General features: G+C 46.7%; 19 protein-coding genes. 8 read left to right on the top strand and 11 right to left on the bottom strand.

The window, feature by feature from the left end:
- Positions 1–20: 20 nt before the first annotated feature.
- Positions 21–1,736, bottom strand: a complete 1,716-nt coding sequence (locus tag JFU01_RS05095) for a putative polysaccharide biosynthesis protein (protein WP_198434197.1) — start codon at positions 1,734–1,736, stop codon at positions 21–23.
- A gap of 253 nt (positions 1,737–1,989) precedes the next feature.
- On the opposite strand from JFU01_RS05095, the gene JFU01_RS05090 reads away from it, so the two are divergent.
- Positions 1,990–3,234 carry a peptidoglycan bridge formation glycyltransferase FemA/FemB family protein gene (locus tag JFU01_RS05090; RefSeq protein WP_195856077.1) on the top strand — a complete coding sequence of 415 codons (1,245 nt, stop codon included), beginning with the start codon at positions 1,990–1,992 and terminating at the stop codon, positions 3,232–3,234.
- 194 nt (positions 3,235–3,428) lie between these two features.
- On the opposite strand, the gene JFU01_RS05085 is transcribed toward JFU01_RS05090, so the two are convergent.
- From JFU01_RS05085 to rsmG, 6 genes are all read right to left on the bottom strand, one after another.
- The gene (locus JFU01_RS05085) at positions 3,429–4,163 is read right to left on the bottom strand and encodes an ABC transporter permease (RefSeq protein ID WP_195856076.1); all 735 of its coding nucleotides are present in this window, start codon (positions 4,161–4,163) and stop codon (positions 3,429–3,431) included.
- Positions 4,160–4,912, bottom strand: a complete 753-nt coding sequence (locus tag JFU01_RS05080) for an ABC transporter permease (RefSeq protein ID WP_195856075.1) — start codon at positions 4,910–4,912, stop codon at positions 4,160–4,162. The genes JFU01_RS05085 and JFU01_RS05080 overlap by 4 nt, the downstream gene beginning before the upstream one ends.
- 1 nt (position 4,913) lies before the next feature.
- A complete protein-coding gene (locus tag JFU01_RS05075; RefSeq protein ID WP_195856074.1) occupies positions 4,914–5,822 on the bottom strand; it encodes an ABC transporter ATP-binding protein in 909 nt (302 codons plus the stop codon).
- Between the two features lie 300 nt (positions 5,823–6,122).
- Positions 6,123–7,343: a peptidase T gene (gene pepT / locus JFU01_RS05070; protein ID WP_195856073.1), complete on the bottom strand. Its 1,221-nt coding sequence runs from the start codon at positions 7,341–7,343 to the stop codon at positions 6,123–6,125.
- A gap of 293 nt (positions 7,344–7,636) precedes the next feature.
- Positions 7,637–11,524 (bottom strand): Cna B-type domain-containing protein, encoded by a 3,888-nt coding sequence (locus tag JFU01_RS05065; protein ID WP_195856072.1) that lies wholly within the window; start codon positions 11,522–11,524, stop codon positions 7,637–7,639.
- Positions 11,525–11,991: 467 nt separating this feature from the next.
- Complete coding sequence (rsmG, locus tag JFU01_RS05060) at positions 11,992–12,711, bottom strand: 16S rRNA (guanine(527)-N(7))-methyltransferase RsmG (protein ID WP_195856071.1); 720 nt, start codon at positions 12,709–12,711, stop codon at positions 11,992–11,994.
- 196 nt (positions 12,712–12,907) lie between these two features.
- Between rsmG and JFU01_RS05055 the strand changes: the two genes are divergently transcribed.
- The 4 genes from JFU01_RS05055 (at position 12,908) to lrgB (ending at position 16,763) form a co-directional block, all read left to right on the top strand.
- Positions 12,908–14,689 carry a sensor histidine kinase gene (locus JFU01_RS05055; RefSeq protein WP_232617431.1) on the top strand — a complete coding sequence of 594 codons (1,782 nt, stop codon included), beginning with the start codon at positions 12,908–12,910 and terminating at the stop codon, positions 14,687–14,689.
- 2 nt (positions 14,690–14,691) lie between these two features.
- Entirely contained in the window at positions 14,692–15,423 is a 732-nt protein-coding gene (locus JFU01_RS05050; RefSeq protein ID WP_195856070.1) for a LytR/AlgR family response regulator transcription factor, read from the top strand.
- Between the two features lie 154 nt (positions 15,424–15,577).
- Positions 15,578–16,027 carry an antiholin-like murein hydrolase modulator LrgA gene (gene lrgA / locus JFU01_RS05045; protein WP_070559026.1) on the top strand — a complete coding sequence of 150 codons (450 nt, stop codon included), beginning with the start codon at positions 15,578–15,580 and terminating at the stop codon, positions 16,025–16,027.
- 52 nt (positions 16,028–16,079) lie between these two features.
- Complete coding sequence (gene lrgB, locus JFU01_RS05040; RefSeq protein WP_195856069.1) at positions 16,080–16,763, top strand: antiholin-like protein LrgB; 684 nt, start codon at positions 16,080–16,082, stop codon at positions 16,761–16,763.
- Positions 16,764–16,846: 83 nt separating this feature from the next.
- Here the strand turns inward: lrgB and JFU01_RS05035 are convergent, their stop codons facing one another.
- The 4 genes from JFU01_RS05035 to JFU01_RS05020 form a co-directional block, all read right to left on the bottom strand.
- Positions 16,847–18,001 (bottom strand): MFS transporter, encoded by a 1,155-nt coding sequence (locus JFU01_RS05035; protein WP_195856068.1) that lies wholly within the window; start codon positions 17,999–18,001, stop codon positions 16,847–16,849.
- Between the two features lie 120 nt (positions 18,002–18,121).
- A complete protein-coding gene (locus JFU01_RS05030; protein WP_195856067.1) occupies positions 18,122–19,132 on the bottom strand; it encodes a transglutaminase domain-containing protein in 1,011 nt (336 codons plus the stop codon).
- A 38-nt stretch (positions 19,133–19,170) separates the two neighbouring features.
- Positions 19,171–19,377 carry a PspC domain-containing protein gene (locus JFU01_RS05025; RefSeq protein ID WP_013669191.1) on the bottom strand — a complete coding sequence of 69 codons (207 nt, stop codon included), beginning with the start codon at positions 19,375–19,377 and terminating at the stop codon, positions 19,171–19,173.
- Positions 19,378–20,060: 683 nt separating this feature from the next.
- A complete protein-coding gene (locus JFU01_RS05020; RefSeq protein ID WP_070558764.1) occupies positions 20,061–20,978 on the bottom strand; it encodes a magnesium transporter CorA family protein in 918 nt (305 codons plus the stop codon).
- A 256-nt stretch (positions 20,979–21,234) separates the two neighbouring features.
- Between JFU01_RS05020 and JFU01_RS05015 the strand changes: the two genes are divergently transcribed.
- Genes JFU01_RS05015 through JFU01_RS05005 form a run of 3 tightly spaced genes read left to right on the top strand, consistent with a single transcriptional unit; the run spans position 21,235 to position 24,488 of the window.
- The gene (locus tag JFU01_RS05015) at positions 21,235–22,746 is read left to right on the top strand and encodes an ABC transporter substrate-binding protein (RefSeq protein ID WP_198434196.1); all 1,512 of its coding nucleotides are present in this window, start codon (positions 21,235–21,237) and stop codon (positions 22,744–22,746) included.
- A 49-nt stretch (positions 22,747–22,795) separates the two neighbouring features.
- The gene (locus JFU01_RS05010) at positions 22,796–23,719 is read left to right on the top strand and encodes an ABC transporter permease (RefSeq protein ID WP_195856065.1); all 924 of its coding nucleotides are present in this window, start codon (positions 22,796–22,798) and stop codon (positions 23,717–23,719) included.
- Complete coding sequence (locus JFU01_RS05005; protein WP_195856064.1) at positions 23,709–24,488, top strand: ABC transporter permease; 780 nt, start codon at positions 23,709–23,711, stop codon at positions 24,486–24,488. Before JFU01_RS05010 ends, JFU01_RS05005 begins: the two co-directional genes overlap by 11 nt.
- Positions 24,489–24,494: the final 6 nt, after the last annotated feature.

Below are 24,494 nucleotides of genomic sequence, written 5' to 3'. Positions count from 1 at the left end.
AGAGCCATTCTTATTTATTTTCACCCAATATGAAAGAAGTTTCTTAAGCGTTCGGCTTGTCTTTGGCCGATGATGACATCCAGTTGCCGGCTCTTACTAATCGACAAGACATAGACAAAGGCACCCACGCTACCTAAGACCAGTAATTCTACCAAGGCGCCTAAGCGATTTGGCGCGCCGATAACGACCTTAAAGAAGACTAAGAGTAACCCGTCAATCAGAAGCATGAGCCCACTAGCCTTCAAGGCTCCGGATAAGCGGTTGAGGACTGCCTTCACTCCCAGTTGGACCTGGGACTGAATAATCACCAAGTAGTAAGCACACATGTAAACAAAGGCCAGGATGGAGGCATACATAGCACCTTCACTACCAAAGACAGCCAAGAGTGGGTATTGGACGATCAACTTCATAACCACTCCGAGGGCAATTCCCACCATGGCCCGTTTTTGTTCGTCCATGGCTTGGAGAACCATCACTAAAACCGAGAAGAGTCCCATGGGAATCGCCATCACTGAAGAGATCTGTAAGTACCATTCACCTAGGGGGTCATAAATCCCATAGAGGAGTTGGTAAACCGGACCCGCAACCAGGGCCATCCCCAAGGAAGCCGGTAACATGATTAGACTGAAAAGATTCAAGGTATGTAAGATCACTTCCCGAGTCTTGGTGAAGCTGGCCTTGACCTTTTGTGTCAACTTGGCCCGGCGGTAGTGGGTCAATTCCCGGATATAGGTATCAGTCACCACTGGAACCGAAGTCGAAGCAATGGCGGTCGCAAAGGAGAGGATGATTTGAATCACCCGCCGCGCATTAGCGTTAAAGACCCCATATTGGTAGACCAATTGATCATGGGGCAAGTCACTCACCTGCTGCATCATCGGCATGTAGGTATTCATATCGATCAAGTTGATGACTTCAACAATTGATCCGGTGATGACAAAGGGAATGGCCACCCGGACAATCTCGAATAAGAGGCTTTTGGTAGACACCGTATTGGTATCCACATAACCTTCTGGCAGCTGGTACTGGTCCTTATCACGGATATAATAGAAAACCAAGGTAATAATGGCCACCACCGCACCGATAAAGGCCGCAAAGGTGGAGTGCCCTACCGCCGCTGCCACCGAGCCGTCCAAGAGTTGACGGATCACAAAAACCGCCACTAGCATATAGGCTACCCGGGCGATCTGCTCGGTCACCTGGGAGATGGCACTCTGCTTCATCTCCAGATAGGCTTGAAAGCCCCCTCTAAGAATAGATAAGAGGGGAATCACGGCCAAGGCCGGCACCAAAGAGCGGATGACTAAGACCACATCTTCCTCCCGAGCCGCTGGTAAGTTTTGCGACAGGGCCGGCGCTGCCAGGTAGAGGAGGAGGGCACAGACTAGACCGGTGATGGTCATTAGAATGGCCCCACTCTTAAAGAGCCGGCGACTGGTCCCGTATTCTCCCCGGGCCATGTAATTGGTCATCTGCTTAGAAATGGCGGCCGGCACGCCAGCAATCGCCACCGATAAGAAAATCAAATAATAATTGTAACCAATACTATACAAGGCATTGGCCTGGGTTCCCGTATGGGGGTCTCCAATCCAACGCATCCAAGGAATAATATAGAGGACCCCGATGATCCGTGAGACCATACTGGATATGGACATCCAGGCCGATCCTTCATTCAATTTGGCTTTTGCGCGTGCTTCCTGGTCGATGGTTTCCAGGTCTTTTTCATTTTTTGGCATCTTTACTCTCCCAGAATTGTTTGACATGTTTTTTATACATCATAATCCTACTTATTGTACTCAAATTTAGCCATCAATTCAATACAACTTCCCTAGGCTCTTTCAGTCAGCCCCTTAAGCGCCATCGCTCTAGGGCAAAAATTGCCTGAGCTTTAGGCGGTTTTTTTGCTATAATGGGAGCTGTTAGACGAGATTTTGCTTATTATTAGTAAAATAAATATAAAAGCAATTACACAATTAGCAAAGGACTATTATGATTTTTAAAGAAATTTCAGCCGAAGAACTCGAAGACTTTCAACAAAAGCAGCCCGACCGTCACTTCTTTACCCAGGGAGCTGACTACCAACGCCTGGCCGAAAGCAACCAGACCACTTCCAAAATCCTGGCGGTCGTCGAAGGGGAGTCCCTACTGGCCTATGCCATCTTCATCTACTACCCCTACAAGAAGTTTTTCTACAAGGTGACCACCCAATTTGGACCGATTATGGATTATGCTAACCAAGACCTGGTCGATTTCTACTTCCACCACTTAAAAAATTACTTTAAGAAGAATTGGCGGGTCCTCTGTGTCCGGGTCAACCCCTTCCTCAACGAACGCTACTTCTCCGATGTCGACTTTATCGAGGATAATCCCCAAGCCTACAGCGTGGATAGGATCCTGCAGGCGGAAGGCTATATTAAAACTGACCACGACCTCTTCGATGATCCCACCCTGGCCACTCGTTGCGTCTTTTCCAAGGATTTGACCGGACTCACTAAGGATAATCTCCTGAAGCATGTCTCGCAAATTGCCCGCTACACCATCAACCGCACCATCAAGGAAGGCGTGCAAGTACGGTCACTGGATATTTACGATGAAGCGGACTGTAAAATTCTCGATGAGATCAACCAAGAGACCTCAGAGCGGATTGGTTTTGAACTCAGAGACGCTAAATACTTCCGAAATCTCAAAAACATCCTCAAAGACGACCTCATCCTGGCCCTGGCCTATATTGATTGTGACTACTTCCTGAGCCAAACCAAAGAGACCATCGCCAAGCTCAAAAAAGAACGGCAAGAATTGGAAGAAAAACTCGCCCTGGGTAAGGTCAACCCTAAAAAGACCAAGAATAAAATCCGCGAGCTTAATGAAAATATCGGCATTTGGGAAAAGAAAATTGAAAAGATCCAAAAGTTGAAGGCAGAAGAAGGCAATATCGTCAACCTGGCCTGCGCCAGTTTCATCCAATCGGCTGAGGACTTTATTTACTTCTCCAGTGGCGCTTTCAGCAAGTTTACCCGCTTTGAAGGGCCCTACGCCATCCTCTATCGTATGCTCCTAGAGGCCATCGACAAAGACTTTAACTACTTTAATTTCTATGGGACCAGTAGCGACTTTTCTGAAGAGGGACCTGATTACGGCGTCCTCCAATTCAAACGCAACTTCAAGGGGAATATCGAATGGTTCATGGCCAACTACGAACTGCGAAATGCCCTAGGGAAAATTGTTTCCTGGTAGGACTGACCGCTAGCTATAGTAAAAATAAGGCGCTGGTGAAGCTACACATGCTCCACCAGCGCCTTTTTCTTGTGGCCATTATTGACTAAAGCTTCTTTTTACTCGTTACTCGCTCAAAACCTTCCCTTAGAGCGGTCTAATACTTGTTGAGCTTTCATCTTATACCTATCTAAAGCCCATCAAAGGACCTACCCTTATTTTGTTTTAGCTAATTCTTGACAAGATAATTGATAGAATAGGCCCGTAACCCCCACATTGACCAAGAGGAATAAAACCAGTTCAGCCAAGCTAAAGTCTTCAAGCGCTCGGCTGCGTAAGGCCACCATGACTTGGGAGTATGGATAGAATGGCACCAAGTTTTCATTGATGAAGAGCAGGACAAAGCCACCCATAGCACCTAGGGCAGAAAGGCCCACTGACTGGCTAAAATTCCTGCTTTTAGAAAAGAGATAACTTTGAATAGAAAGAATGCTTGCCGAGGCCAAGACTGACAGGACAATCCATTTTAAATTGACCAGGGTATCCAGCGATAAAGCCAGGTCTGCAGCCAATACTCCCCCCAGATAGACTAAGAAAAGCATGACCTGGACCAGAGCTACGATTCCAAGAACTGCTATCATTTTACTAAAAAGCAGCTTCCTAATCGACACGGCATTGGCTCGAAGCATTTCGATATTCTTTCTTTCAAATTCTTGATTTAAGCTCATGGAGATAAAAATGGCCAGCATGGGCGCCGATAACACCTGGCTATAATAAAAGGTCAGCTGGCCCCACATGACTTGGTATTGGGTCCCTTCAGTAAAAACGGACTGGTTGGCAAAATAGATCCCCAAGCCAATAAAGCTGGCTATGGCCAGAAAGACCAGGCCGATACAGAATAATTGGACTTTTCTCAATTTATACCATTCTTGTGCTAGATAGTCTCTCATGCTAAGGTCCCCTTTCTGGCAATCATGGCCCGGACGGCAACCGCTATGATAGCTAGGTAAAGCAAATAAAGCAGTAAGCGTAATCCCAGACAAGCATCCAAAATATAGTTGTAAGAACTACCATCAATCAGGTTAAATTTATAGGGGGCTAAGTAGCCTGCCCCTAAAAAAGGCAGGATAAAACTCCCAAGCGCCGAGGTTTTTGAGGCTAAAACCAGGCCAAAAAAGCCACCCATAAAGCCTAAGGATAACAAAAGCCCTTGTTTTTCGATCACCAACGCCAGGAATAAATAGCAGTAGATTAAGCTGAGACTGGCCAGAAATTGTCCAATCACTTGCAGGAGACTGATTGACAGCGGAACATGGACCCCATGGCTAGAGGCATATAGGGTCACAAGCCCGGTTTGGACGATTGCAATGAGCAGGAAAAATAAGGCCGTGAGGAGCAATTTACTATCAAAAATCTTCAGTGTGCTTCTGCCATTGGCATTTTGCAGTTTAAAGGTCTGCCCCATTCTTTCATTATTAACGATTCGACTGGTAAAAATACTAATGGCTATGGGGAGTAAGAGGCTATTAACGGTTTGATTGTTAAACAAGACCCCTACCGCATCCAGTTGGCGGCTGGAAAACTCACTACCTAAACTAACTAGATTCCATAGCAAGGCCACCAGCATCAGGATGGCTGCAAGTGAAAACGATCGGGTTCGGCGACTCTTTAAAAGTTCGATTTGTAAAGCTTTCACCATCCTATACCTCCTTGGTTAACTGTAGAAAAATATCTTCCAGACTTTCCTTTTTGGACTCGATCCTAAAAAGCGGAAAATCCATCTCAACCAAAGCTTTAGCGAGCATGGCGACTTTGTCGTCAGTCGTGGTCTTGATTTTCAAGAGATGGTCCGCCACTTCAAAGTCATCGGGCCCATAGTAGCGACTTAACAGCCCTTCCAAGGACTGGCTTTCAAATTCTCCACGAAATTCAATCCAATGATTAGCCTTGATTTGGTCAATTTCGCCTTCATAGACCAGGCGCCCCTGGTTAATGATGCCCACCCGATCAGCCATCTGTTCAATTTCCGATAAAATATGACTGGAAATAAAGACGGTCAAACCCTGACTCTTGGCTAGATTAATAATCAATTCTCTGACCTCGTGGATACCGCTAGGATCTAAGCCGTTGGTCGGTTCGTCAAGAAGTAAGATTTTGGGTTGCTTAACTAAGGCAAAGGCAAGGGCTAAGCGCTGCTTCATCCCTAAAGAATAGTCTTTGACCAGTTTTTTCTGATTCTTCTCTTCAGCTAAGCCAACTAATTCAAGGGTTTCCCAAATATTTTCCTTATCAAAACCCAGCATTTGTTGAAAGACTAGGAGGTTTTCATATCCAGTTAAATTGGGATAGTAGGAGGGCTCTTCAATCATTGAGCCGATGTCATTTAAATAAGCCCTATTTGCTAGAATGGATTGTCCTCCGACTTCAATCTGACCCGATGAGGGGGGGATTAAGGAGAGAATCATCTTCATGGTGGTGGTTTTCCCGGCCCCATTAGGCCCTAAGAAACCATAGATTTCCCCCTGCTTCACGGTAAGATGATCCAAGTCAACCGAATGCTGGCCATTAAAGTTCTTCTTCAAATTTTTCAGTTCAATGATATTGGTCATGTCATGCCTCTTCCTATCAGTAAAAATCATTTGCAATATACTTTTTAGATCATATCTAATTATAGGCTGAAGCAAGTGGACCAGCCTTTACCTAAACTTACAAATCAAAGGGGTAAGCTTACAATTTTGTAAGGTTAATTATGTTTATTAACTCAAGGCCTGATTGCGCTTATCGGTATATAGATCCACCGCCATGGCCCCAGAGAAGATCCTTTCTTTAACTTCAAGGCAAAGAAAAAATGCCATACCTTGACTGGTATGACATTGTTTATCGACATAATTTTGATCTCAGTCATTGTCTTAGCCCCTAATAATGGCGACAATGACCTCTTGCAGGGCTTGGAGGCCTTCTGTGCTAACGAATTCGTATTGGCCGTGGAGGTTTTCCCCGCCAGTAAAGATGTTAGCGGTAGGGAGGCCCTTAAAGTTGAAGACACAGCCATCCATGCCGCCACGGAAGGGTTGGACATCGGGTTCAATGCCACAGTCCCGGTAAGCCTTCAGCGCCCGTTCCATAACGTAAGGATGGTGGTCGAGGACTTCTTTAATGTTCTTGTACTGGTCAGAAATTTCATAGCGGATCCGCGGACGTTTGTATTGGCTATTGATCTTATCCACCACTTGGGCAAAGATTTCCTTACGTTCCTGGAACTTGTCCGCGTCGTGGTCACGGATAATAAAGACTTGGTGGACTTGGCCTAAGTCCCCACTTTGTTCGGTTAACATGAAGTAACCCTCATAGCCATCGGTCTCCTCAGGCACTTGGCCTTTAGGTAGATCGTTGACGATCTGAGCCCCTAAGTGCAAGGGGTTAATGGCATTGCCCTTGGAAGAACCGGGATGGACACTCTTGCCCTCGATCCAGACTTCTACCTGGGCCGCGTTAAAGGTCTCTCCTTCAATCTTACCCACCCGACCGGAGTCTGGCGTATAGGCAAAGTCAGCGCCAAAAGCTTCCACGTCAAAGCGGTAGGCCCCCAAAAGACCAATTTCTTCATCGACCACAAAAGCAATTCTGACCTTGCCGTGTTCAATCTCGGGGTGGTCCAGGAGGTATTCCATAGCCCCAATAATCCCCACCATACCGGCCTTGTCATCAGCACCAAGCAGGGTGGTCCCGTCACTGGTAATCAGGGTCTGACCCTCATAGTCTTTGAGGAAGGGAAATTCGGCCACTTCCATGACAATTCCCTCAGCCTCATTTAAAACAATATCCTCGCCGTCATAATTTTCATGGACCTGGGGTTGGATATTATCTGCATTGAAATCAGCCGTATCCACATGGGCGATAAAGCCAATCACGGGGTAGTCTTTGTTAGTATTGGCTTCTAAGGTCGCCGTCACACAGGCCCGTTGGCGGTCAAAGTCCACCTCACTTAGCCCCAGCTCCTCCAGTTCCCCAGCAATGGTTGCTAAGAAGTCCAGCTGGCTTTTACTACTGGGAAAACTGTCACTATGCATATCTGAACGAGTATTAATCTTGGCATAGCGGATAAAACGCTCGCTTAAACTTTCAGGCATGGTCTAGCTCCTTTCTCATAAGCTTTTACAGCTATCTTTCACTGTTTATATCAAATTGTCAAACCTTTTGTGCAACAAAAATCCGCACTCAGACAATAGATATATTTGATTGTAGAAAAATGAGGCCTCATGATATCGGTCTGCTTTGACCTCAAAAGAAAAAAAGTGCCTTGACCCATGTTAAATACACAGGTCTAAGCACTTTTGGAGTGATTCTTCGACATATCCTTTGTTATTACAATGATTCTTTTCTTACAATATGTCCTTTGTTTATCTTATACCAGGATAAAATCTCAGCGCTTGGATTTGTTATTCTTCCCCAACCAAGCGAAGAGACAACCCACAAAGACTGCTCCCAATCCTAAAACCAGCCAATCCTGAGTCTCACTATCCATTCCAGTCTTGGGTAAGCTCGCCTCTTTATGGACTTGTTTTTGACCTGGAAGGGATTTTTCAGTAGCTTGGGATGAACTGGTGGCAGGGTGGGCCACTTTGGTTGAGGTCATCGGTGGGGTCTCTGGCTTCTTTGGTTTATCTGGTGGCGTCACAGGTGGCGTTTCCGGTTTCTTTGATTTATCCGGTGGTGTCACGGGTGGCGTTTCCGGTTTCTTCGGTTTGTCCGGTGGTGTCACGGGGGGCGTTTCTGGTTTCTTTGGTTTATCCGGTGGTGTCACAGGTGGCGTTTCCGGTTTCTTTGGTTTGTCCGGCGGCGTCACAGGTGGAGTCTCCGGTTTCTTCGGTTTGTCTGGTGGTGTCACAGGAGGTGTCTCCGGTTTCTTCGGTTTATCCGGTGGAGTTTGTGGTTTTTCTGGAGGATAGGCTTGGTTAACTACTTTAAAGCCGTCCTTCATCGTTCCTAAGTAGGTCACTTTGAAACACTGTCCAGCGATTTGTATCGAGCCCTTGTATTCGCCTACTTCTCTTACGCTATATTCGTATGCTTTAGGGTTTTCAATCGATTCGTAAACTGGCAGGTTCTTGAAGGAGCCGCTCCATTGATTGTCAGCCGACATCGCTAGCTTCTTACCGGTCGCTTTGCCATCACGGTAAAGTTCCACTTCTATCTTATCAACTGGTGCACTTAGTGACTCGCCTTGGGCATTCAGCCAAGTCTTCGTCACTTTGATTTCACGACTTGGTGGCGTCATCGGTGTCCAGGTTGGCGTCTCTTGGTTAACTACTTTGAAACCATCTTTCATCGTTCCTTGGTAGGTTACCTTGAACCACTTGCCAGCGACTTGAATTGAACCCTTATCTTCACCTACTTCTTTTACGCTGTAGTCATAAGCTGTTGGATTTTCAATCGATTCATAAACTGGCAGGTCCTTGAAAGTTCCAGTCCAGTGATTTTCCGCTGACAAAGTCAGTTTCTTACTGGTTGCTTGACCGTCGCGGTAGAGTTCTACTTCAATTTTATCGATTGGAGCTTTCAGTGCCTCAGCTTGGGCATTCAGCCAAGTCTTCGTCACTTTAATTTCGCGACTTGGTGGCTTCATTGGCGTCCAGGATGGGCTTTCTTGATTGACTACTGTAAAGCCATCCTTCATCGTCCCTTGATAGCTCACCTTGAACCATTTTCCAGCGACTTGAATTGAACCCTTGGCCTCGCCTACTTCTTTAATACTGTATTCGGAGGCTTTGGGTTTTTCAATCGATTCATAGACTGGTAGGTTCTTGAAGGAGCCGCTCCATTGATTGTCAGCCGACAGCGCTAGCTTCTTACCAGTCGCTTGCCCGTCGCGGTAAAGTTCCACTTCTATCTTATCAACTGGTGCGCTTAATGACTCGCCTTGGGCAGTTAGCCAAGTCTTCGTCACTTTAATCTCCCGAGTCGGTGGCGTCATCGGTGTCCAGGTTGGCGTCTCTTGGTTGAGGATGGTAAAGCCATCCTTCATCGTCCCTTGATAGCTCACCTTGAACCATTTTCCAGCGACTTGAATTGAACCCTTGTCTTCACCCACTTCTTTTACGCTGTAGTCATAAACTGTTGGATTTTCAATCGATTCATAAACTGGCAGGTTCCTGAAGGAGCCGCTCCATTGATTTTCCGCTGACAAGGTCAGTTTTTTACCAGTCGCTTGCCCGTCGCGGTAAAGTTCTACTTGAATGTTATCAACTGGTGCACTTAGTGACTCGCCTTGGGGATTCAGCCAAGTTTTCGTCACTTTGATTTCTCGACTTGGTGGCGTCATCGGTGTCCAGGTTGGGGTTTCGGTGTTGGTAATTACGAAACCTCGACTGACATCACCAGCTACTTTTTGTCTAATATCCGTCCGATAGCCTGCCACAGGGGCTTCTTCAACGGTATACTCAATGGAACTTCCGTCTGGCTTGAATTTGGCTAGATTTTCAAAAGTATGCATCCAGAAGGTATCAACTGAAATTTTGCCTTCTTGAATCTTTTCACCGTCTGCTTTTAAGAAAACGGTGACCTCCTTTAACATCTTCCCTATCCAAAGCTTAGTGACTGGAATTGATAGTTTTTCTTCTACCCTTTTATTAGTAATGGATTTAATGGCTAACTTCTCTGGATTATCAAAGTCTTTTGCCCCAACAGCTATGGGACTAGGGTCCAATTGATAGCCGACTGGTGCTTGGCTTTCCTTCAAGGTGTAGTCATCCCTCAGCAGGTTTTTAATCACGATTTCTCCCGCTCGATTCGTTTCATACTCACCAATAAGGGCACCAGTGCGGTTGCGAATCAGCTTAAATTTAGCGCCTGCTAAGGTCTTATTGGGATCGGCCTGGTCCAACTTCACCAACTTCAGTTGATAAACATAACCTTGGGCCTTACCCCCAGCCGAAAGATAGCGATAACGACTAATCCCTTCTTCATTGTTAATTCCATCGCCAGTCAGTCGTACGTAATTTTTAATGACTTCGCCGTCAAGGGCTTGGTAGTCAATTTGGGCCCGATATGTAATCATCAAGCCTTGGTCAGGTCTTAAGCGGCCAAAGTGAATCTTGAAAGCTTTATTATTCTCTCCCCATATAATCTTCACATGAGAAGTGACATTTACCCCATGGTTAAAATCAAAATCACTTTTCTTATCGTTCCACTGCCACTTGCCCATATAGACGCGCAAGCTATTCTTGATGTACTCCACTTTTTCGCTGACAAGGTTGTCGGAAATGGCTCCGTTATAAATGTCTTGTCCCTTGCGGTTAATGGAGATCCGATACTGGATGATATTATCCCCTAGTCGGCTTTTCCAGGCATCTTTTTGGAGGGGATAAGCTTTGGCCCGTTTTACCCCTTGCCAGCGTATATTCCCAGCAAAGATCAACTGGTTACCGATGCGAAAGTTCAAAGGAATATTCTTGGCTTTCTTCTCCTTGCTATGGTCAACTCGGGTGGAGAAAAATAGGGTCCCCTTGATCCCGGAATGCTTTTCGACATAGTCGGTGTAAGAGAGGGTAAGGGTCTTGTTTTGTGGATTAACATAACCTCTAGCAACCACTGCTCCGGTAGAATCCCTGACGCCAAAGCGATTAGGGGTTTCTTTAAAGACCAATTCCTTAGGCAGGTGGATCGTGGTAGTATCCCCCGCTTTAATGGTATTATCCGGGAGTTGAAAGTCCATATTAACCTTAATTGTCATCCATTGGTAGGCGCTATTGACTTTCTGACCATTTGACTTGGTCACTCTTACCCCTTTAATCACATCGTCATGGTGGGTGGGGGCACTTCTTAGCCCCACATCGACAGCATGGTCGGGCAGCTTGTCTGCTCTAGCCCTTTCTGTTGCAAGTGTGACTTCCGCAGGCTTTTCGATAGGCTTGGGGCTTTCCTCTTCTTTAACCAGCTGAGCTTGGAGCGTTTTAGTGGAAGGTCTTTCTTCCTCAGTTGCTCGACTATTGATGGCATGTGCGTCATCACTAGCTCCTGAACTGGTTTGGACTGGTTGGGTATTTTCCTTTAATGTCGCTGGCTCTTGGTCGCCTCCTTCTTTCTTTTGACCAGCAACTTGACTCCTTGTGTCCTTCTTCTCGATTGAATTTACTTCTTTGTGAGCTTCAGAACTTGGAGTGACCTTGTCCTGACTATTTACCTCATTTATTGCCATAACTTCCTGATTAGCAATGGGAGGTCCCAGCTCCTTAGCCTCTACTCGGGTCGGCATGAAACTGAAAATTATCATTGCTATTGCCAATAATAAAGCAGTAAATCCCTTCTTCATTTTTCAACCCTCCTTAATCAATTTTTTAAGCAATCAAAAGGTCTTAAGCAAAAAGATAAGGGTTAATAAAACCAGGATATTACTAACCATTCTTGCCCAAGCTTTCCCGCTTTTGACTTAGGAAAAGGCATCATGATTCCAATCATTTCTGTTTTTTCACATTTATTTTAGCACGTTACCCACATAAAAACTATTTAAAATTGAAAACGTTTTAAATAAGTTTATTTATTATTAATTCTTGTTCATAAACGCAAAAAGCCTGCTAAGACTTATTGAATGACTTCAGTCTTAGCAGGTAGATAAGAAAGCTTCTATTATTATCTGTTAGGGTGACTGTCGCACTCTATCCAAACCTGTTCGGTGACAAAAGTGAACTCCGCTTCAGAAATATGAGGAAATCCTCTTTGAGGATTTCCTCATATTTCTTCCAGCGTTTCACTTTTTTCCGTCACCTCGCACTCTTTTTTCTATTGGATGGGTTTCTTATTAGGCAAACCGGCCTTGCGGGGGTATTTATTAGGAGTTTCTTTACGTTTTTCAATGACTAGGAGGTGGCGTTCGCCGGCTTGGCCAGGGAGTTCTAAGGCCATATCTTGGCTAAACTTGCCCCCTAGTGTCGCAATGGCTTTCTTAGCGTCAGCAATTTCTTCATCCGCCTTGGCTGCCTTCATGGCCACAAAGAGGCCGCCTTTTTTCACTAGGGGCAGGCAATACTCACTTAAAACGCTCAAGCGCGCCACGGCCCGGGCGGTGGCCAGGTCAAATTGCCCGCGGAAGGCCTTATTTTGACCAAAATCTTCCGCCCGGTCATGGTAGGCCGAAACGCCTGCTAGTCCCAGTTCTTCGGTCACAGTTTCAATAAATTTAATCCGCTTGTTCAAGCTGTCAACAATGCTGACCTGTAATTGAGGAAAGGCAATTTTGAGCGGAATGCTAGGAAAACCCGCTCCCGATCCCACGTCAACCAGCTTTTTGTCCGTCAAATCGGTCTCCAAGCTAAAGGCCAGGGTCAGGGAATCATAAAAGTGTTTCAAATACACTTCATCGCGGTCAGTAATGGCGGTGAGGTTAATCTTTTCATTCCAGGACACCAAGAGTTGATAGTAGCTTTCAAATTGTTGCATTTGTAAATCAGTCAGATCAATCCCCTGCAAGGCCAGGGCTGCATTAAATTCTTCTGGGTTCATGTCAAATCCTCCTTTGACTTAATCCCATTCATTATAGCATAGCCAAGCTCGGTCTAGAAATCATCGCCAAGGAGTCATTTTTTTCTTCAAACTAAGATAACTTGCCCTCCTAAAAGAAAAAACTTGCGCTCAGCCTCTCCTCATCTGCTAAGCTATAATAGTAAAGTAAAATTGCACGTGGAAAGGAGCCCGTAAAATGGGACTGACTTATCTCGGTGAACTTTTTATCCTAATGATGGAAAGGGTCGGTTTGATTGTTCTCTTAGCCGTCCTCTTAGTTCACTTCTCATATTTTAAAAAATTACTGGTACAAAGAAATTCGCCCAAGCGGATGTTGTCTTTGATTATTTTATTTGGCTTTTTTGCCATTCTCTCCAACCTAGTCGGAATTCAGATTACTTCAGAAGGCCTCAAGTATTCGGGCTTACTGACCCAGATTTCACCCAGTACCTCCATTGCCAACACCCGGTCCCTAGCCATTGGCGTGTCCGGTTTTGTCGGTGGCCCCTGGGTGGGAAGTGCGGTCGGTTTGATCGCTGGGGTTCACCGTTTCTTCCAAGGGAATGGGTCCAACGCCTTTTATATGCTGTCTTCGCCCCTGATTGGTTTTCTGGCCGGTTACGCGGGCAAGAAATCTTCCTCCAGTAATGCCTACGCCCCCTTTATCAAGCCCATCAAGGGGTCACTGGTGGCAGTGGGCTTAGAATGTATTCAACTCGTCTTTATCGGGATCTTCTCCCGAGAAGGTTTGCCCCTAGTCCAATTAATCGCCCTACCCATGATTCTCTTAAACAGTGTGGGAACCTTTATCTTCCTCTCAACGATTGTTAATACCCTGATCCAGGAAGAACAAGCCCGAGCCGTCCAAACCCACGACGTCCTCGCCCTGACCATGCAGACCCTCCCCTACTTGCGGTCGGGCCTGGAAGGACTCAAAGGCGAAAAAGCCCAAGAACTGGCGACCATGATCAAGGCCTCCACCAAGGTTTCAGCCGTCTCTTTGACCAACCAAAGTAAAATCTTAGCCCATGTCGGGGCCGGGATCGACCACCATTTTCCCAGCCACGATGTGATTACTGAACTCTCCCGGGAGGTCATTGAGTCGGGACAGATGCGGATTGCCCACAGTAAGAGCGAAATTGGCTGTACCCACCCTGATTGTCCCCTAGAAGCCGCCATTGTGGTGCCCTTGAAGTCCAACCAGCAAGTTCTCGGTTCCATGAAGCTCTACTTTACTAACCCCAGCCAGCTCTCCTATGTGGAAGAACAACTCGCCCGGGGCCTAGGGGCAATTTTTTCCATGCAGCTGGAGCTTGGGGAAGCCCAACTACAAAGTAAGTTGCTCCAAGATGCTGAGATTAAGTCCTTACAAGCCCAAGTCAACCCCCACTTTTTCTTTAATACTATTAATACAATCCTAGCGGTTATGCGCTTTGACCATGCCCGGGCTCGTCAGCTCCTGCTCCAATTAACCACCTACTTCCGCCATAATCTCCAAGCCAGCCGGCAAACCAAGATCCCAGTGGAAAAGGAATTGGAGCACCTCTATGCCTACCTGTCCTTGAATGACGCGCGTTTCCCTGACCGTTACCATATTGAACTCGACATGCCCGAGGCCCTTAACCAATACCTCCTGCCGCCCCTCTGTATCCAAGTCCTGGTGGAAAATGCTATCCGCCACGCCTTTCCCGATAAGAAGGACAATAATACTGTGGTGATTGAGATCAAGAAGCTGGACGACCAGCTGGAAATTGTGGTTGCAGATAATGGTGTAGGAATTGAGCAAGACCAACTTCAACGCCTAGGTAAAGAAAGTGTCGAATCCAAGGAAGGAACTGGGACAGCTTTAGAAAACCTAGCAAGACGGATTGAGAACCTTTATGGCGACAAGGGCAGCTTCCAAGCCGCCAACCGCCCAACTGGTGGCGCTCGCTTTACCCTGACATTTCCCTTAGAATTAGCTAACAAGGAGGACTAAAGATGAAAGTTTTGATTGTTGATGACGAACAAATGGCGCGCCAAGAGCTGGCTTACTTGGTCAAACAACACGACCAGGTTAGCCAGGTGAAAACCGCCGACAGCATTGACCAAGCCATCACCATGATGCTGGATGAGAAACCTGATATTCTCTTTCTAGACATCCACCTCGAGGGCGAAACCGGCTTTGACCTGGCAAAGAAACTCAAGTCCGTCCACAACCCACCCTATCTCATCTTTGCCACAGCCTATGACCAATACGCCCTAGAGGCCTTTGAAGCCAATGCCAATGACTATATCTTAAAACCCTTTGAAGAGTCTAAGATCCATGCGGCAATCGACAAATACTACCAAAGCCTGGAGCGGGCTAGTGGCCAAGTCGACCAAGACCAAGAAAGTAAGCGCCACGAGGCTATCCCTATCCAAAGTAATGACCGGGTCTACCTCCTTCGTCCTGAAGAAATTTTCCTGGTTTCGGTCCAAGGTCACACCCTCAGTATCGAAAGCTATGACAAGACCTATGAAATGGCGGGGAGTTTGAGTGCCATTGAGAAGAAATTACCTAAGGACCTCTTTTTAAGAACCCACCGCTCCTACCTAATTAATATCGACCAGATCCAAGAAATCCAACCCTGGTTCAACCAGACCTACCAAGTCACCTTGAGAAACGGGAGCAAGGTGCCGGTTTCTAGGTCTTATCTCAAAGATTTCAAAGACCGCCTGCCCATTGAATAAATGAGACCCTGTATTTAATGTCCAGGGCCATGTAAGTTATGTTCCAATCCTCGCATCTTATGAATAAAACCGCTTCCATCCTTGTTATTAGGCTAAACTATGATTGTCAGATAAATGGAGAGTCAAAAATAACAAACAAAGGGAGCGATTCATAATGGAAAAGAAACAAACAGAAAAACAAGAAGTTAAACAAGCGAACTTTCTAACTCAAGCGGGGATCTTCGCAGTGATTATGCTGATTTCAGGCTATCTCTCTAAACTATCCCCCATCCCCATGCCAGCTTCAGTGATTGGTTTAATCTTACTTTTCGCCAGTCTCTGCCTAGGCATTGTCAAACTGGAACAAGTGGAAAGCTTATCACAAAAATTGATTTCGATTCTTTCCTTCCTCTTCGTCCCCTCCGGAATTTCCTTAATTAATTCTCTCGGGATTATGGCCACATCCGGGGTACAAATTGTTTTCTTGGTCATCTTCTGGACCATCATGGCCATGGTATTCATCGGTTACATCGGTGAAGGCATTGAATGGGTACGTAAGAAAGTATCCAGCTCACAAGAAAGCAGCGAAAGTTCTTACTCATACAGTAACAATGTCAGCCACTAGGGCGCAGTTGTTCGATCAGTAAGCAGTCAAGAGAAGAAGGAGCGTTCATCACATGTCAGCTTATTTAGGAATTGTTATTTCATTTGTTACCTTTGGGATTGGGACTTGGTTATACAACCGCTTTAACCATTTCTTCCTCTTTACCCCACTCTTTGTCGCTATGATTTTAGGGATCGGTTTCTTGGTCGTCACCGGGATTCCTTATGAAGCCTATCAACCCGGTGGAAAGGTGATCATGTTCTTCCTTGAACCAGCCACCATCGCCTTTGCTATCCCACTCTATAAGCAAAGAAAACTACTCGTTAAATATTGGAAACAAATCGCTATTATGTTAGTCGGCGGGATGGCCCTTTCCTTGGTATCACTAGGGATTATGGCTAAGTTAATCCATATGGATAACTCTATTATTGCCGCCCTCTTACCTCAACCAGCCACCACCGCTATCGCCCTACCGATCGCAGAATCCTTAGGCGGGATCTCCTCCATCACTGCAGCAGCCGTGATCTTTAACGCCGTGATCGTTTCCGCAGTCGGTAAAGGCCTACTCGAATGGCTCCATATCGAAGATCCCGTTGCCCGTGGCCTTGCCTTAGGGACAGCCGGACACACCATTGGAGCAGCCGTTGGTTTAGAAATGGGTGAAACCGAAGGCGCGATGGCTTCCGTTGCCATGGTCGTAGTCAGCGTCTTGACCGTCTTCGTTGTCCCCATGATCGCACCACTCTTTGGTATCTAATCCCTACTTTAAAATACGCACCCTTCAAAAAAATCACTCTAGAATGTGCTCTAGAGTGATTTTTTCATGCTTACAATTAGTAACTATTCATAATATTGTCTAAAGACCGTCACCACCAGGGCTGCTCCCAGGAAGAGGATCATAGCCACAAGCAGGTTAGCGCCTAGACCTAAACCTTGGTAGAAGGAAGCCCCCATAACACTGGCCCCCATAATAGAGAGGTCAAAGACCGTGGTTTGAATCGACATAGCCACGTCATGGCCCTTGTCCACTTGGCGAATCACCGAATTCTGTAAAAGTGAGGAAATCGGGCCAAAACTCATCCCCCAAAGCACCATGGCGCCTAAACCTAAAAGCGGATGGCCAGAAAGGGCCAGGAAGACAAACATGGCAAGCGCTCCTGCTAAGAGAGCCCCTTGCATTAAATGCTTCAAGTGACTGTCAATAAAGCGAGCCACAATCCAAACCGCTAGGAGGGCACCGACCCCAAAGAAGATTTGAGAACTTTGCAGGGCTAGCCCCAAGCGCTCACTAATCAATTGAATATAGACATAGACACTATATTCAGCCATCACCATCAAGAAGACTACTAAGATAGCTATCCGGAAACCCGGTTTCTTCAAGACATCAGTCGGTTTGACCCGGCTGTCACTTGCTTGTCCCGGAATCGAGGGAAGAAGTCGCCAAGCCAATAAGCCTAAGACAAGAAAGGCTAGTGCAGTGGCTAAAAAGGCGATCCGCCAGCCAGCGACTTGACCTAAACGCGTCCACAGGGGCAAACCGAGAGAAATCCCAATCGGTGACCCCGCCAGAGCAATGGTCCCGGCCTTACCGCGGTTTTCACTGGACACCATGTCCATAGCATAAGGGCCCAACATGGACCAAAATGTCCCGGCACTGGCGCCACCGATCAAACGTCCCATAAAGGCCAAGGGAAAGTTAGGGGCCAAGAAAACCAGGAAGTTCGACAAGGCAAAGCCGCAGGTTAAGACGAGCAAGAGGGGCCGGCGGTTAAACTTGGTCACCACCTGGGTCATCGGAATCGCTAAGAGCCCAGCGGGTAAGGCATAGCCTCCCACCAAGTAAGACACCGTCCCATAATCAACTCCCAGGTCATCCCCCATTTGCACTAAGAGGCCGGAAGGTAATAATTCCGAAATAATAGCTAATAAAACTAGGCCCAGCATCACCATCAAGGGCAGCCACGGCAAGCCTTGCTGTTCTGTATCTGTTTTCATCAATTCACAACCTTTCTCAATCTTTTCCAATAAAAAATCCTGCCGCCCGCATGCAGGATCTTAACAAAAAAGTAGGGCAAGAGCGTGCAAGAAAAGCCCTCTCTCGCCCCTAATAAGCGCCTAACGTATCTTATCGTCAGCAAAGTGGGTGTCAGACAAGTCCACTAAGAAGTAATCGTAACGTTTAAACTCAGCTTGGGGATTATTGAGGTCCACGGGATCATCCCAAGTCGTATCGACCCCCAGCCACTGACCATTGACTTGGACCAAGTTCCAGGCGTGGTCGATGGGCTGGTTCTTGTCAGCGTGTTGATAGGCAATGCCGGTCCGGGCCAGTGACTTGACCCCACTCTCATCACACATAATCTGGAAGAGACCAGCATAAGCCTGGCAAACCCCAGTGCCTTGGGAGAGGATGCAGGCCGGCGAATAAATCGAGACACCTTGGACATCATTTCCCTTACCTAGGTGGTAGTGGGCCTTGTCAATAATGGCATCATGGATGAGACGAACCTTTTCGTGGTCGCTCTTGCCCTGGATCTGACTGGCAAAGTGACGGGCATAGTCACGGATGGCCTGGTCAGCAGCGGCGTCATGGTGGAGGCGGAAGGTCAATAAGACCTTCAACTTACCGGGACTGGCCTGGTAGGAATAGGCATTAGCATAGTCCAGGACAATCCCGTAATAAGTCCCATACAAGTCTTGGCGCAAACGCTCAAAGAGGGCTGAGCCACTAGCTTGGGGAGCGGTCACGTCAACCACAAATTGATAGCTCCCCTGCTCTAATTGTCTTTGGACAATTGGCAGGAGGTCTGCATAATCGGCTTCCTTAACCTGGCCAGCCAGGGGGGCCTCTTTAAATTGCTGGATGACTTCCTGCTTAGACGGCGCTTGAGGCCGGCCCTTCTGCTGAGAAGTCTTCCCTGGCTGGTCCTTACTAGGAGCTGACTGACTCTCTTCTTGAGAAGCCGATTCGACCGGCTTAGTTTCACTTTCTTCTATGACTTGGTTAGTCACTTCTTCTTGATCAACCAGCTGGTCTTCTACCCAGTTGAGGGCTTGGTTATGGTCACAGCCCCACAAAAAAAGCAGCATGCTGAAAAACAGGCCGAAAACTTGTCTCTTTTTCATACATACCACCCCATTATAACTTAGTAAAACTGTAAGGCTTATTCTTGTGAGTCAGGTTCTTCAGGAATGATCAAGGCCATCAATAAGTACAGCCAAAAACCGACTGACCCTCCTAAGAAAAGGGCAACAAAGATGATGCGGAAGATAACGGGATCCACATTGAAATACTCTCCCAAACCACCACATACCCCTAAAAAGGTTCGGTCATACTTTTTACGATATAAACGTTTTCCATTAAAATCCATCCTTCTAGCTCCTTTCACTGGCTATTCCTGCCTTTTAGATACCTTTATTATACCCTAAAAGCCAGCAATTCTCATGTCTAAGCGTCAGTTGAGCATTGCTTTTATACTTTTTAATGAGTAAGCACTCAATTAAGGAGCTTTCCCTATTCTACCGTAAAAAGGCTTCAAATTTACGGTGCTTTTCTTTCCAGTTGCTATAGCTGTTCGAAGCGGAGCGAGTTACAGATATAGTATGCGTAGCGGTTTCGTCCTTTGTTGTGACTGTCATACTCTAGTTGAGTTCGGATGCCAGCCTTGAAGTTGCTTCAGAAAATCCCAACGCACAGTCGAGCTGTGCTTATGGTATTTTCTTCCAGCAATTCAAGTCTCTGACGGCGTCCTCACATCCTTTTCAAAACGTGCTCCAAGTGCAGAGCAAGCGTCCACTTCAGAAAATGACGACAAATTCTCTCTGAGAATTTTTACGTCCTTTTCTTCCAGTTGCTATAGCTGTTCGAAGCGAAGAGCGAGTTACAGATATAGTATGCGTAGCGATTTCGTCCTTTGTTGTGACTGTCACACTCTTTTCAAACGTGCTCCAGTCACAGGACGAACGTCCACTTCAAAAACTGGTAACGCTCAGCTTTGCTGAGCTTATCCCAGTTTTCTCCAGTGGTTTCGTCCTCTAGTGTGACTGTCGCACTCTAGTGTTTATCAAAGAATCGTTTTAATATTCTTGCTAGGATCCACCAGCCGAGGGCGGAGATGATTAGGGCGAAGACCCAGGAAAAGCGGCTTTGGACAAAGGGGAGGTCCATATTCATCCCATAAAAACCGGTCACAATGGTGGGCACGGTAAGCAGGATGGAGAGGACGGTCAAGATCCGCATGGTCTCGTTCAAGTTATTGTTCAAGACGTTGTTATAGGTGTCGGAGAGGCGGTCGAGGATTTGCCAGGACAGTTCCGTCATTTCCACGAGCTGCTTGGCTTCAATGACGGCGTCGTCCAACTCTTCAATATCAATCCCATCCAAGCGTTTAAAGAGCGAGGGTGAGCGGAATTGTTCCAAAAGAATTTCATTTTGCCGGGCCCCGGTACGGAAATAGGCAATCCCCGTTTCTAAATCTGACAGGTTGAAGAGGTTCTTGCGAGTGGTTCGGGTCCGTAATTCCTTGGTTAAGAGGTTGCGCTCCCGGTCCATCTCCTCCACCAAAGGGAAGTATTCCTTAACAATTAAAAAGAGACTAGAGAAGAGAAACTTATACAGCCCTTCATCCGAGTGGCGGTGGATATAATGCTTCATCAGCTGGATAACATAATCATTATCCTCATGGGCAAAGGTTAAGAGGACATTGTTCCGAATGATAAGGGTCATTGGCAGGGTTTCATAGTGGTAGTTCACCTTCTTCTTATTGGCAATATTAAAAATAATCAGCAAGGTATCGGTATCATCATCGTACTCCAAGCGGGCCCGTTCATTCTTGTCGCTGGCATAGGCCAACATTTCTTCACTGATCCCGTAAGTATTCCCAATCTCGAGGAGGTCGTCTAAATCATCCACCGGTAAATTAATCCAGGTAAAACGTTCATCCACTGGTCCATATTCCTTCACTTTTGCCATGGTCTCACTTCTTTCCTCACTTTTTTAGCTATCATTGCCCCACTATTGTAGCACTGAGCCGAGCCTAAAGCTCCTATTAACACTAAAATAGGCTTTTTATTTGTTCTTAAAGCGCTTCCAAATTTAGCTTGTTTTCTCTGCCTACATATTGTAAAATCGGTAAGGGAATTCCCTATATGTTGTTTGCTTACGTCTTTATTTATAGGGAAAATAAACAGGGAAACCCTCCCTTAATAATATATAGAAAGGTATAGCTATGAATAAAAAATTTTTAAAATTCATCATCCTTTGTACCAGTAGCCTGACCCTCTTCCTAGCTGGTTGCCAAGCTGGCGGCGACAGCAAGAATCAGGACCAAGCCAATAAAGATCGCTACCAAGTCGGCCAAAGCCTGGTCGCCTCCGACCTGGATCCCTTAAGTTCCAGTTGGTCCTTGGCTAGTCACGGGGTAGCGGAATACGTTTACCAACAAGATCCAGACGGCAACCTCTACTCCCGCTATATCGATGAACTCAACCATGTCGATGCCAACACCTGGCAAGCGACCACCAAAAACGAAGCCAAGTTTGCGGATGGGTCGACGGTTGACGCTCCAGCTCTAGCGACTTGCTTAAACGAGATCCAAGAAAAGAACCCGCTAGCCAACGCCACGGCTGGTAAGATCACCTTTACCGCTGATAGTGATAATCAACTCACCATCACTACCGAGCGTCCTACCCAAGTCATGGACTCCGTTCTCGGCGAGTGGACCAATGTGGTCTACAAACGCGACGGCGACCAAGTCATCTACTCTGGTCCTTACCAAGCCAAGAACTTACAATCCGAAGAAAAATTAGACTTGGAACCTAACCCCAACTACCCCGACGCTGACCAAAGAAAAAATGTCACCATCACGGCCTTTAACGATGAAGCAGCCATGAAGTCTGCCTTCCAATCGGGAGAATTGGATCTCATTGCACCGATTTCACCCAACTTAAAGGAACAACTGGACAAAGAAGGGCAAAAGACCCAATCCTATGACGCGGGTTATCAATATTTTGCCCTAGTCAACATCCAAAGACCTCTGTTTAAGGAGGATAAGATGCGTGAAGCCCTCGACTTGGCCTTGAACCGAGAGGACTACCTCAAAGCCCTCAAAGGTGGACGGCTACCAAGTGGTCTCTTTGCAGATATTTACTCCTTTAACGCCGATGTGCCACTAGAACACGACACTGAAAAGGCCGAAGCCCTCTTAGATGAAATGGGCTGGAAGAAAAATGACCAAGGTCAACGGGAAAAGGACGGCCAAGCCTTAGAGCTTAATGTAGCAACCTTGTCCTTCCGTCAAGACCTGGTAACTATTGGTCAAATCCTATCTTCCCAACTTAATCCTTTAGGCATCAAGGTCAATGTCCAAGCCTTAGACAGTGCTGAAAATGTGAGAACCGGATCAGATTACGACCTCTTACTCTACAGCCAACACACTGCCCCAACCGGCGAACCAAGTTACTTCCTCAACCAATTCTTTAGAACAAACGGTTCTGACAACCGCTTTGATTATAGTAACCCAGAAGTGGACCGGGAACTTGACCAATTAGGCCAAGAAGCTGACAGTGAAAAAAGAGATGAAATCGCTAAGTCTATCCAAGAAAAAATCATTAACGACCGTCCGATTATCCGTCTGGTCGACCCCGAATGGCATGCCGGAATTGGCGCTGACTTAGGTGACTACCAACTCTACTGCGGCGACTACTACATTGTTAACCCTTCCTTAGGCGTTAATAAATAAGAAAAATGACACGCCAAAAAGACGTAAGCAAAATCTGAAGGAGGTAAGTATGAAATTAAAAACGCTGGCCAAGGCTCTGGGCTTGCTCTTTTTAATGAGTCTCTTTGCCTTTTTCATCACGCGCTTAATCCCGGGCGATCCGGCGACGCTCTACTTAGAATCTAAGCAGCTCGCCCCTAGCCCCGAGAATATCCGCCTGGTGAATGAAGAGTTTGGTTTAGATCGTTCTTTACTGGTCCAATATTTCCATTGGATCAGCCATTTCATTACTGGCGATTGGGGAACTTCCTTCTATTCTAGTCAACCCATTCGTCAAGAAATACTCAACCGCCTGCCGGCTTCTTTAACAGTCGGTTTGGGCGGGCTCTTATTAGCGATGCTGGGAAGCTTTTATCTAGGCTTCCTAGCATCGCTTCGTTCTAATGGGGTCTGGGACAAGTTGAGCCGGGGCTTATCCCTGCTCTCCCAAGCCATCCCCAGTTTTATTTTAATTATTGTCTTTATCCAAATTACCAGTGTCCGACTCCAATGGTTCAAGTTCTACACCGAGGAAAGTCCCTGGGCCATTGTCTTTGCCTTAGTCGTGGTGGCCCTCTACCAAATCGGCCCCCTATCACGGATCGTTTGCCGCCACTTTGAAACGACTCAGAAGGAAACCTATATCAAGGCCTTAGTCTTACGGGGTTACCCCTTAAGGACTGCCCTGGCTAAGTACGGCTGGCAGGAGTCCTTGTATGGCTTACTGGCTGCTTCCCTGGCCCAAATGAGTTGGGTCATCGGAGGAACGGCCGTGGTGGAATATTCCTTTGGAGTGGCTGGGATCTCCAATTACCTGGTCCACAGCATGCAACGGCGCGACTACCTGATTATCCAGTCCTATATTATGATTGTGGGCTTATGGATGCTGGTGGTCCAAGTGATCTTCCACTTCCTCATGAAGTATCTAAGAAAGGAGACGACCTATGTCAGCTAAGCAAAAAATCTTAACCGGGTCCCTCCTGATCTTCTTGCTGGTCTTTTTACTGATTCCTTCGCCGGACTATTTTCAAACCGATATGGCTAATATCTTAGCCCCAGTCTCCTCAAGTCACTGGCTCGGGACCGACCACTTGGGACGGGATGTCTTGGCCTTGATGCAGGCAGGGGCTTTGCGTACCTTGACGGTAGTAGCGGTTGGTGGGAGTCTTTCCTTAATCTTAGGGACGACTTTGGGCATTATTGCCGGCTACTACGGCGGCTACTGGAAGAAGACCATCCTGCTCGCCGCCCAAGCCCTTTTGATTTTACCTAGTTTCATTATGGCCTTAATTATTACCGCCCTCATCGGTCTTACCCCCATCAGCGCTGGGATTGTCCTAGGGATCGGGGCCATGGGCAATTATATCTTCCAGGTTTCTGCTTTAACGGAAGAACTCAAGGAAGAGGAATTTATTATTACCCTCAAGAAACTTGGCCTGTCTAACTATGCCCTGATCAAGAACCACCTGGCCAAAAATTTACAGCCCTATATCTTAACCAATTTGGCCAACCGCTTGAGTGGGATGGTCTTATCCTACGCCAGCCTGGCCTTTATCGGACTGGGGACTGACATCGTCCAACCCGACTGGGGGACCTTGCTCTATGACTACCGACTCTATGTCTTTGAGCGCCCTCTCCTGGTTCTCGCTCCCACCCTGGCTATTTTTATCCTGGCCCTACTCTTCCAAGCCCTGTTTGACCGCCAGGCCGTCTTAGAAAGGTGATGACTA

It is taken from the genome of Aerococcus sp. Group 2 (assembly GCF_905125285.1).
GTDB classification, from domain to species: domain Bacteria; phylum Bacillota; class Bacilli; order Lactobacillales; family Aerococcaceae; genus Aerococcus; species Aerococcus urinae_E.
The sequence above is the reverse complement of the archived record's forward strand: the minus strand, read 5'-3'. Positions and strand labels throughout refer to the sequence as shown.

Bases quoted from the DNA above. Each gene is read 5' to 3' on its own strand.
- JFU01_RS05095 (WP_198434197.1), bottom strand. From the start codon at position 1,736: ATGCCAAAAAATGAAAAAGACCTGGAAACCATCGACCAGGAAGCACGC.
- JFU01_RS05090 (WP_195856077.1), top strand. From the start codon at position 1,990: ATGATTTTTAAAGAAATTTCAGCCGAAGAACTCGAAGACTTTCAACAA.
- JFU01_RS05085 (WP_195856076.1), bottom strand. From the start codon at position 4,163: ATGAGAGACTATCTAGCACAAGAATGGTATAAATTGAGAAAAGTCCAA.
- JFU01_RS05080 (WP_195856075.1), bottom strand. From the start codon at position 4,912: ATGGTGAAAGCTTTACAAATCGAACTTTTAAAGAGTCGCCGAACCCGA.
- JFU01_RS05075 (WP_195856074.1), bottom strand. From the start codon at position 5,822: ATGACCAATATCATTGAACTGAAAAATTTGAAGAAGAACTTTAATGGC.
- pepT (WP_195856073.1), bottom strand. From the start codon at position 7,343: ATGCCTGAAAGTTTAAGCGAGCGTTTTATCCGCTATGCCAAGATTAAT.
- JFU01_RS05065 (WP_195856072.1), bottom strand. From the start codon at position 11,524: ATGAAGAAGGGATTTACTGCTTTATTATTGGCAATAGCAATGATAATT.
- rsmG (WP_195856071.1), bottom strand. From the start codon at position 12,711: ATGAACCCAGAAGAATTTAATGCAGCCCTGGCCTTGCAGGGGATTGAT.
- JFU01_RS05055 (WP_232617431.1), top strand. From the start codon at position 12,908: ATGGGACTGACTTATCTCGGTGAACTTTTTATCCTAATGATGGAAAGG.
- JFU01_RS05050 (WP_195856070.1), top strand. From the start codon at position 14,692: ATGAAAGTTTTGATTGTTGATGACGAACAAATGGCGCGCCAAGAGCTG.
- lrgA (WP_070559026.1), top strand. From the start codon at position 15,578: ATGGAAAAGAAACAAACAGAAAAACAAGAAGTTAAACAAGCGAACTTT.
- lrgB (WP_195856069.1), top strand. From the start codon at position 16,080: ATGTCAGCTTATTTAGGAATTGTTATTTCATTTGTTACCTTTGGGATT.
- JFU01_RS05035 (WP_195856068.1), bottom strand. From the start codon at position 18,001: ATGAAAACAGATACAGAACAGCAAGGCTTGCCGTGGCTGCCCTTGATG.
- JFU01_RS05030 (WP_195856067.1), bottom strand. From the start codon at position 19,132: ATGAAAAAGAGACAAGTTTTCGGCCTGTTTTTCAGCATGCTGCTTTTT.
- JFU01_RS05025 (WP_013669191.1), bottom strand. From the start codon at position 19,377: ATGGATTTTAATGGAAAACGTTTATATCGTAAAAAGTATGACCGAACC.
- JFU01_RS05020 (WP_070558764.1), bottom strand. From the start codon at position 20,978: ATGGCAAAAGTGAAGGAATATGGACCAGTGGATGAACGTTTTACCTGG.
- JFU01_RS05015 (WP_198434196.1), top strand. From the start codon at position 21,235: ATGAATAAAAAATTTTTAAAATTCATCATCCTTTGTACCAGTAGCCTG.
- JFU01_RS05010 (WP_195856065.1), top strand. From the start codon at position 22,796: ATGAAATTAAAAACGCTGGCCAAGGCTCTGGGCTTGCTCTTTTTAATG.
- JFU01_RS05005 (WP_195856064.1), top strand. From the start codon at position 23,709: ATGTCAGCTAAGCAAAAAATCTTAACCGGGTCCCTCCTGATCTTCTTG.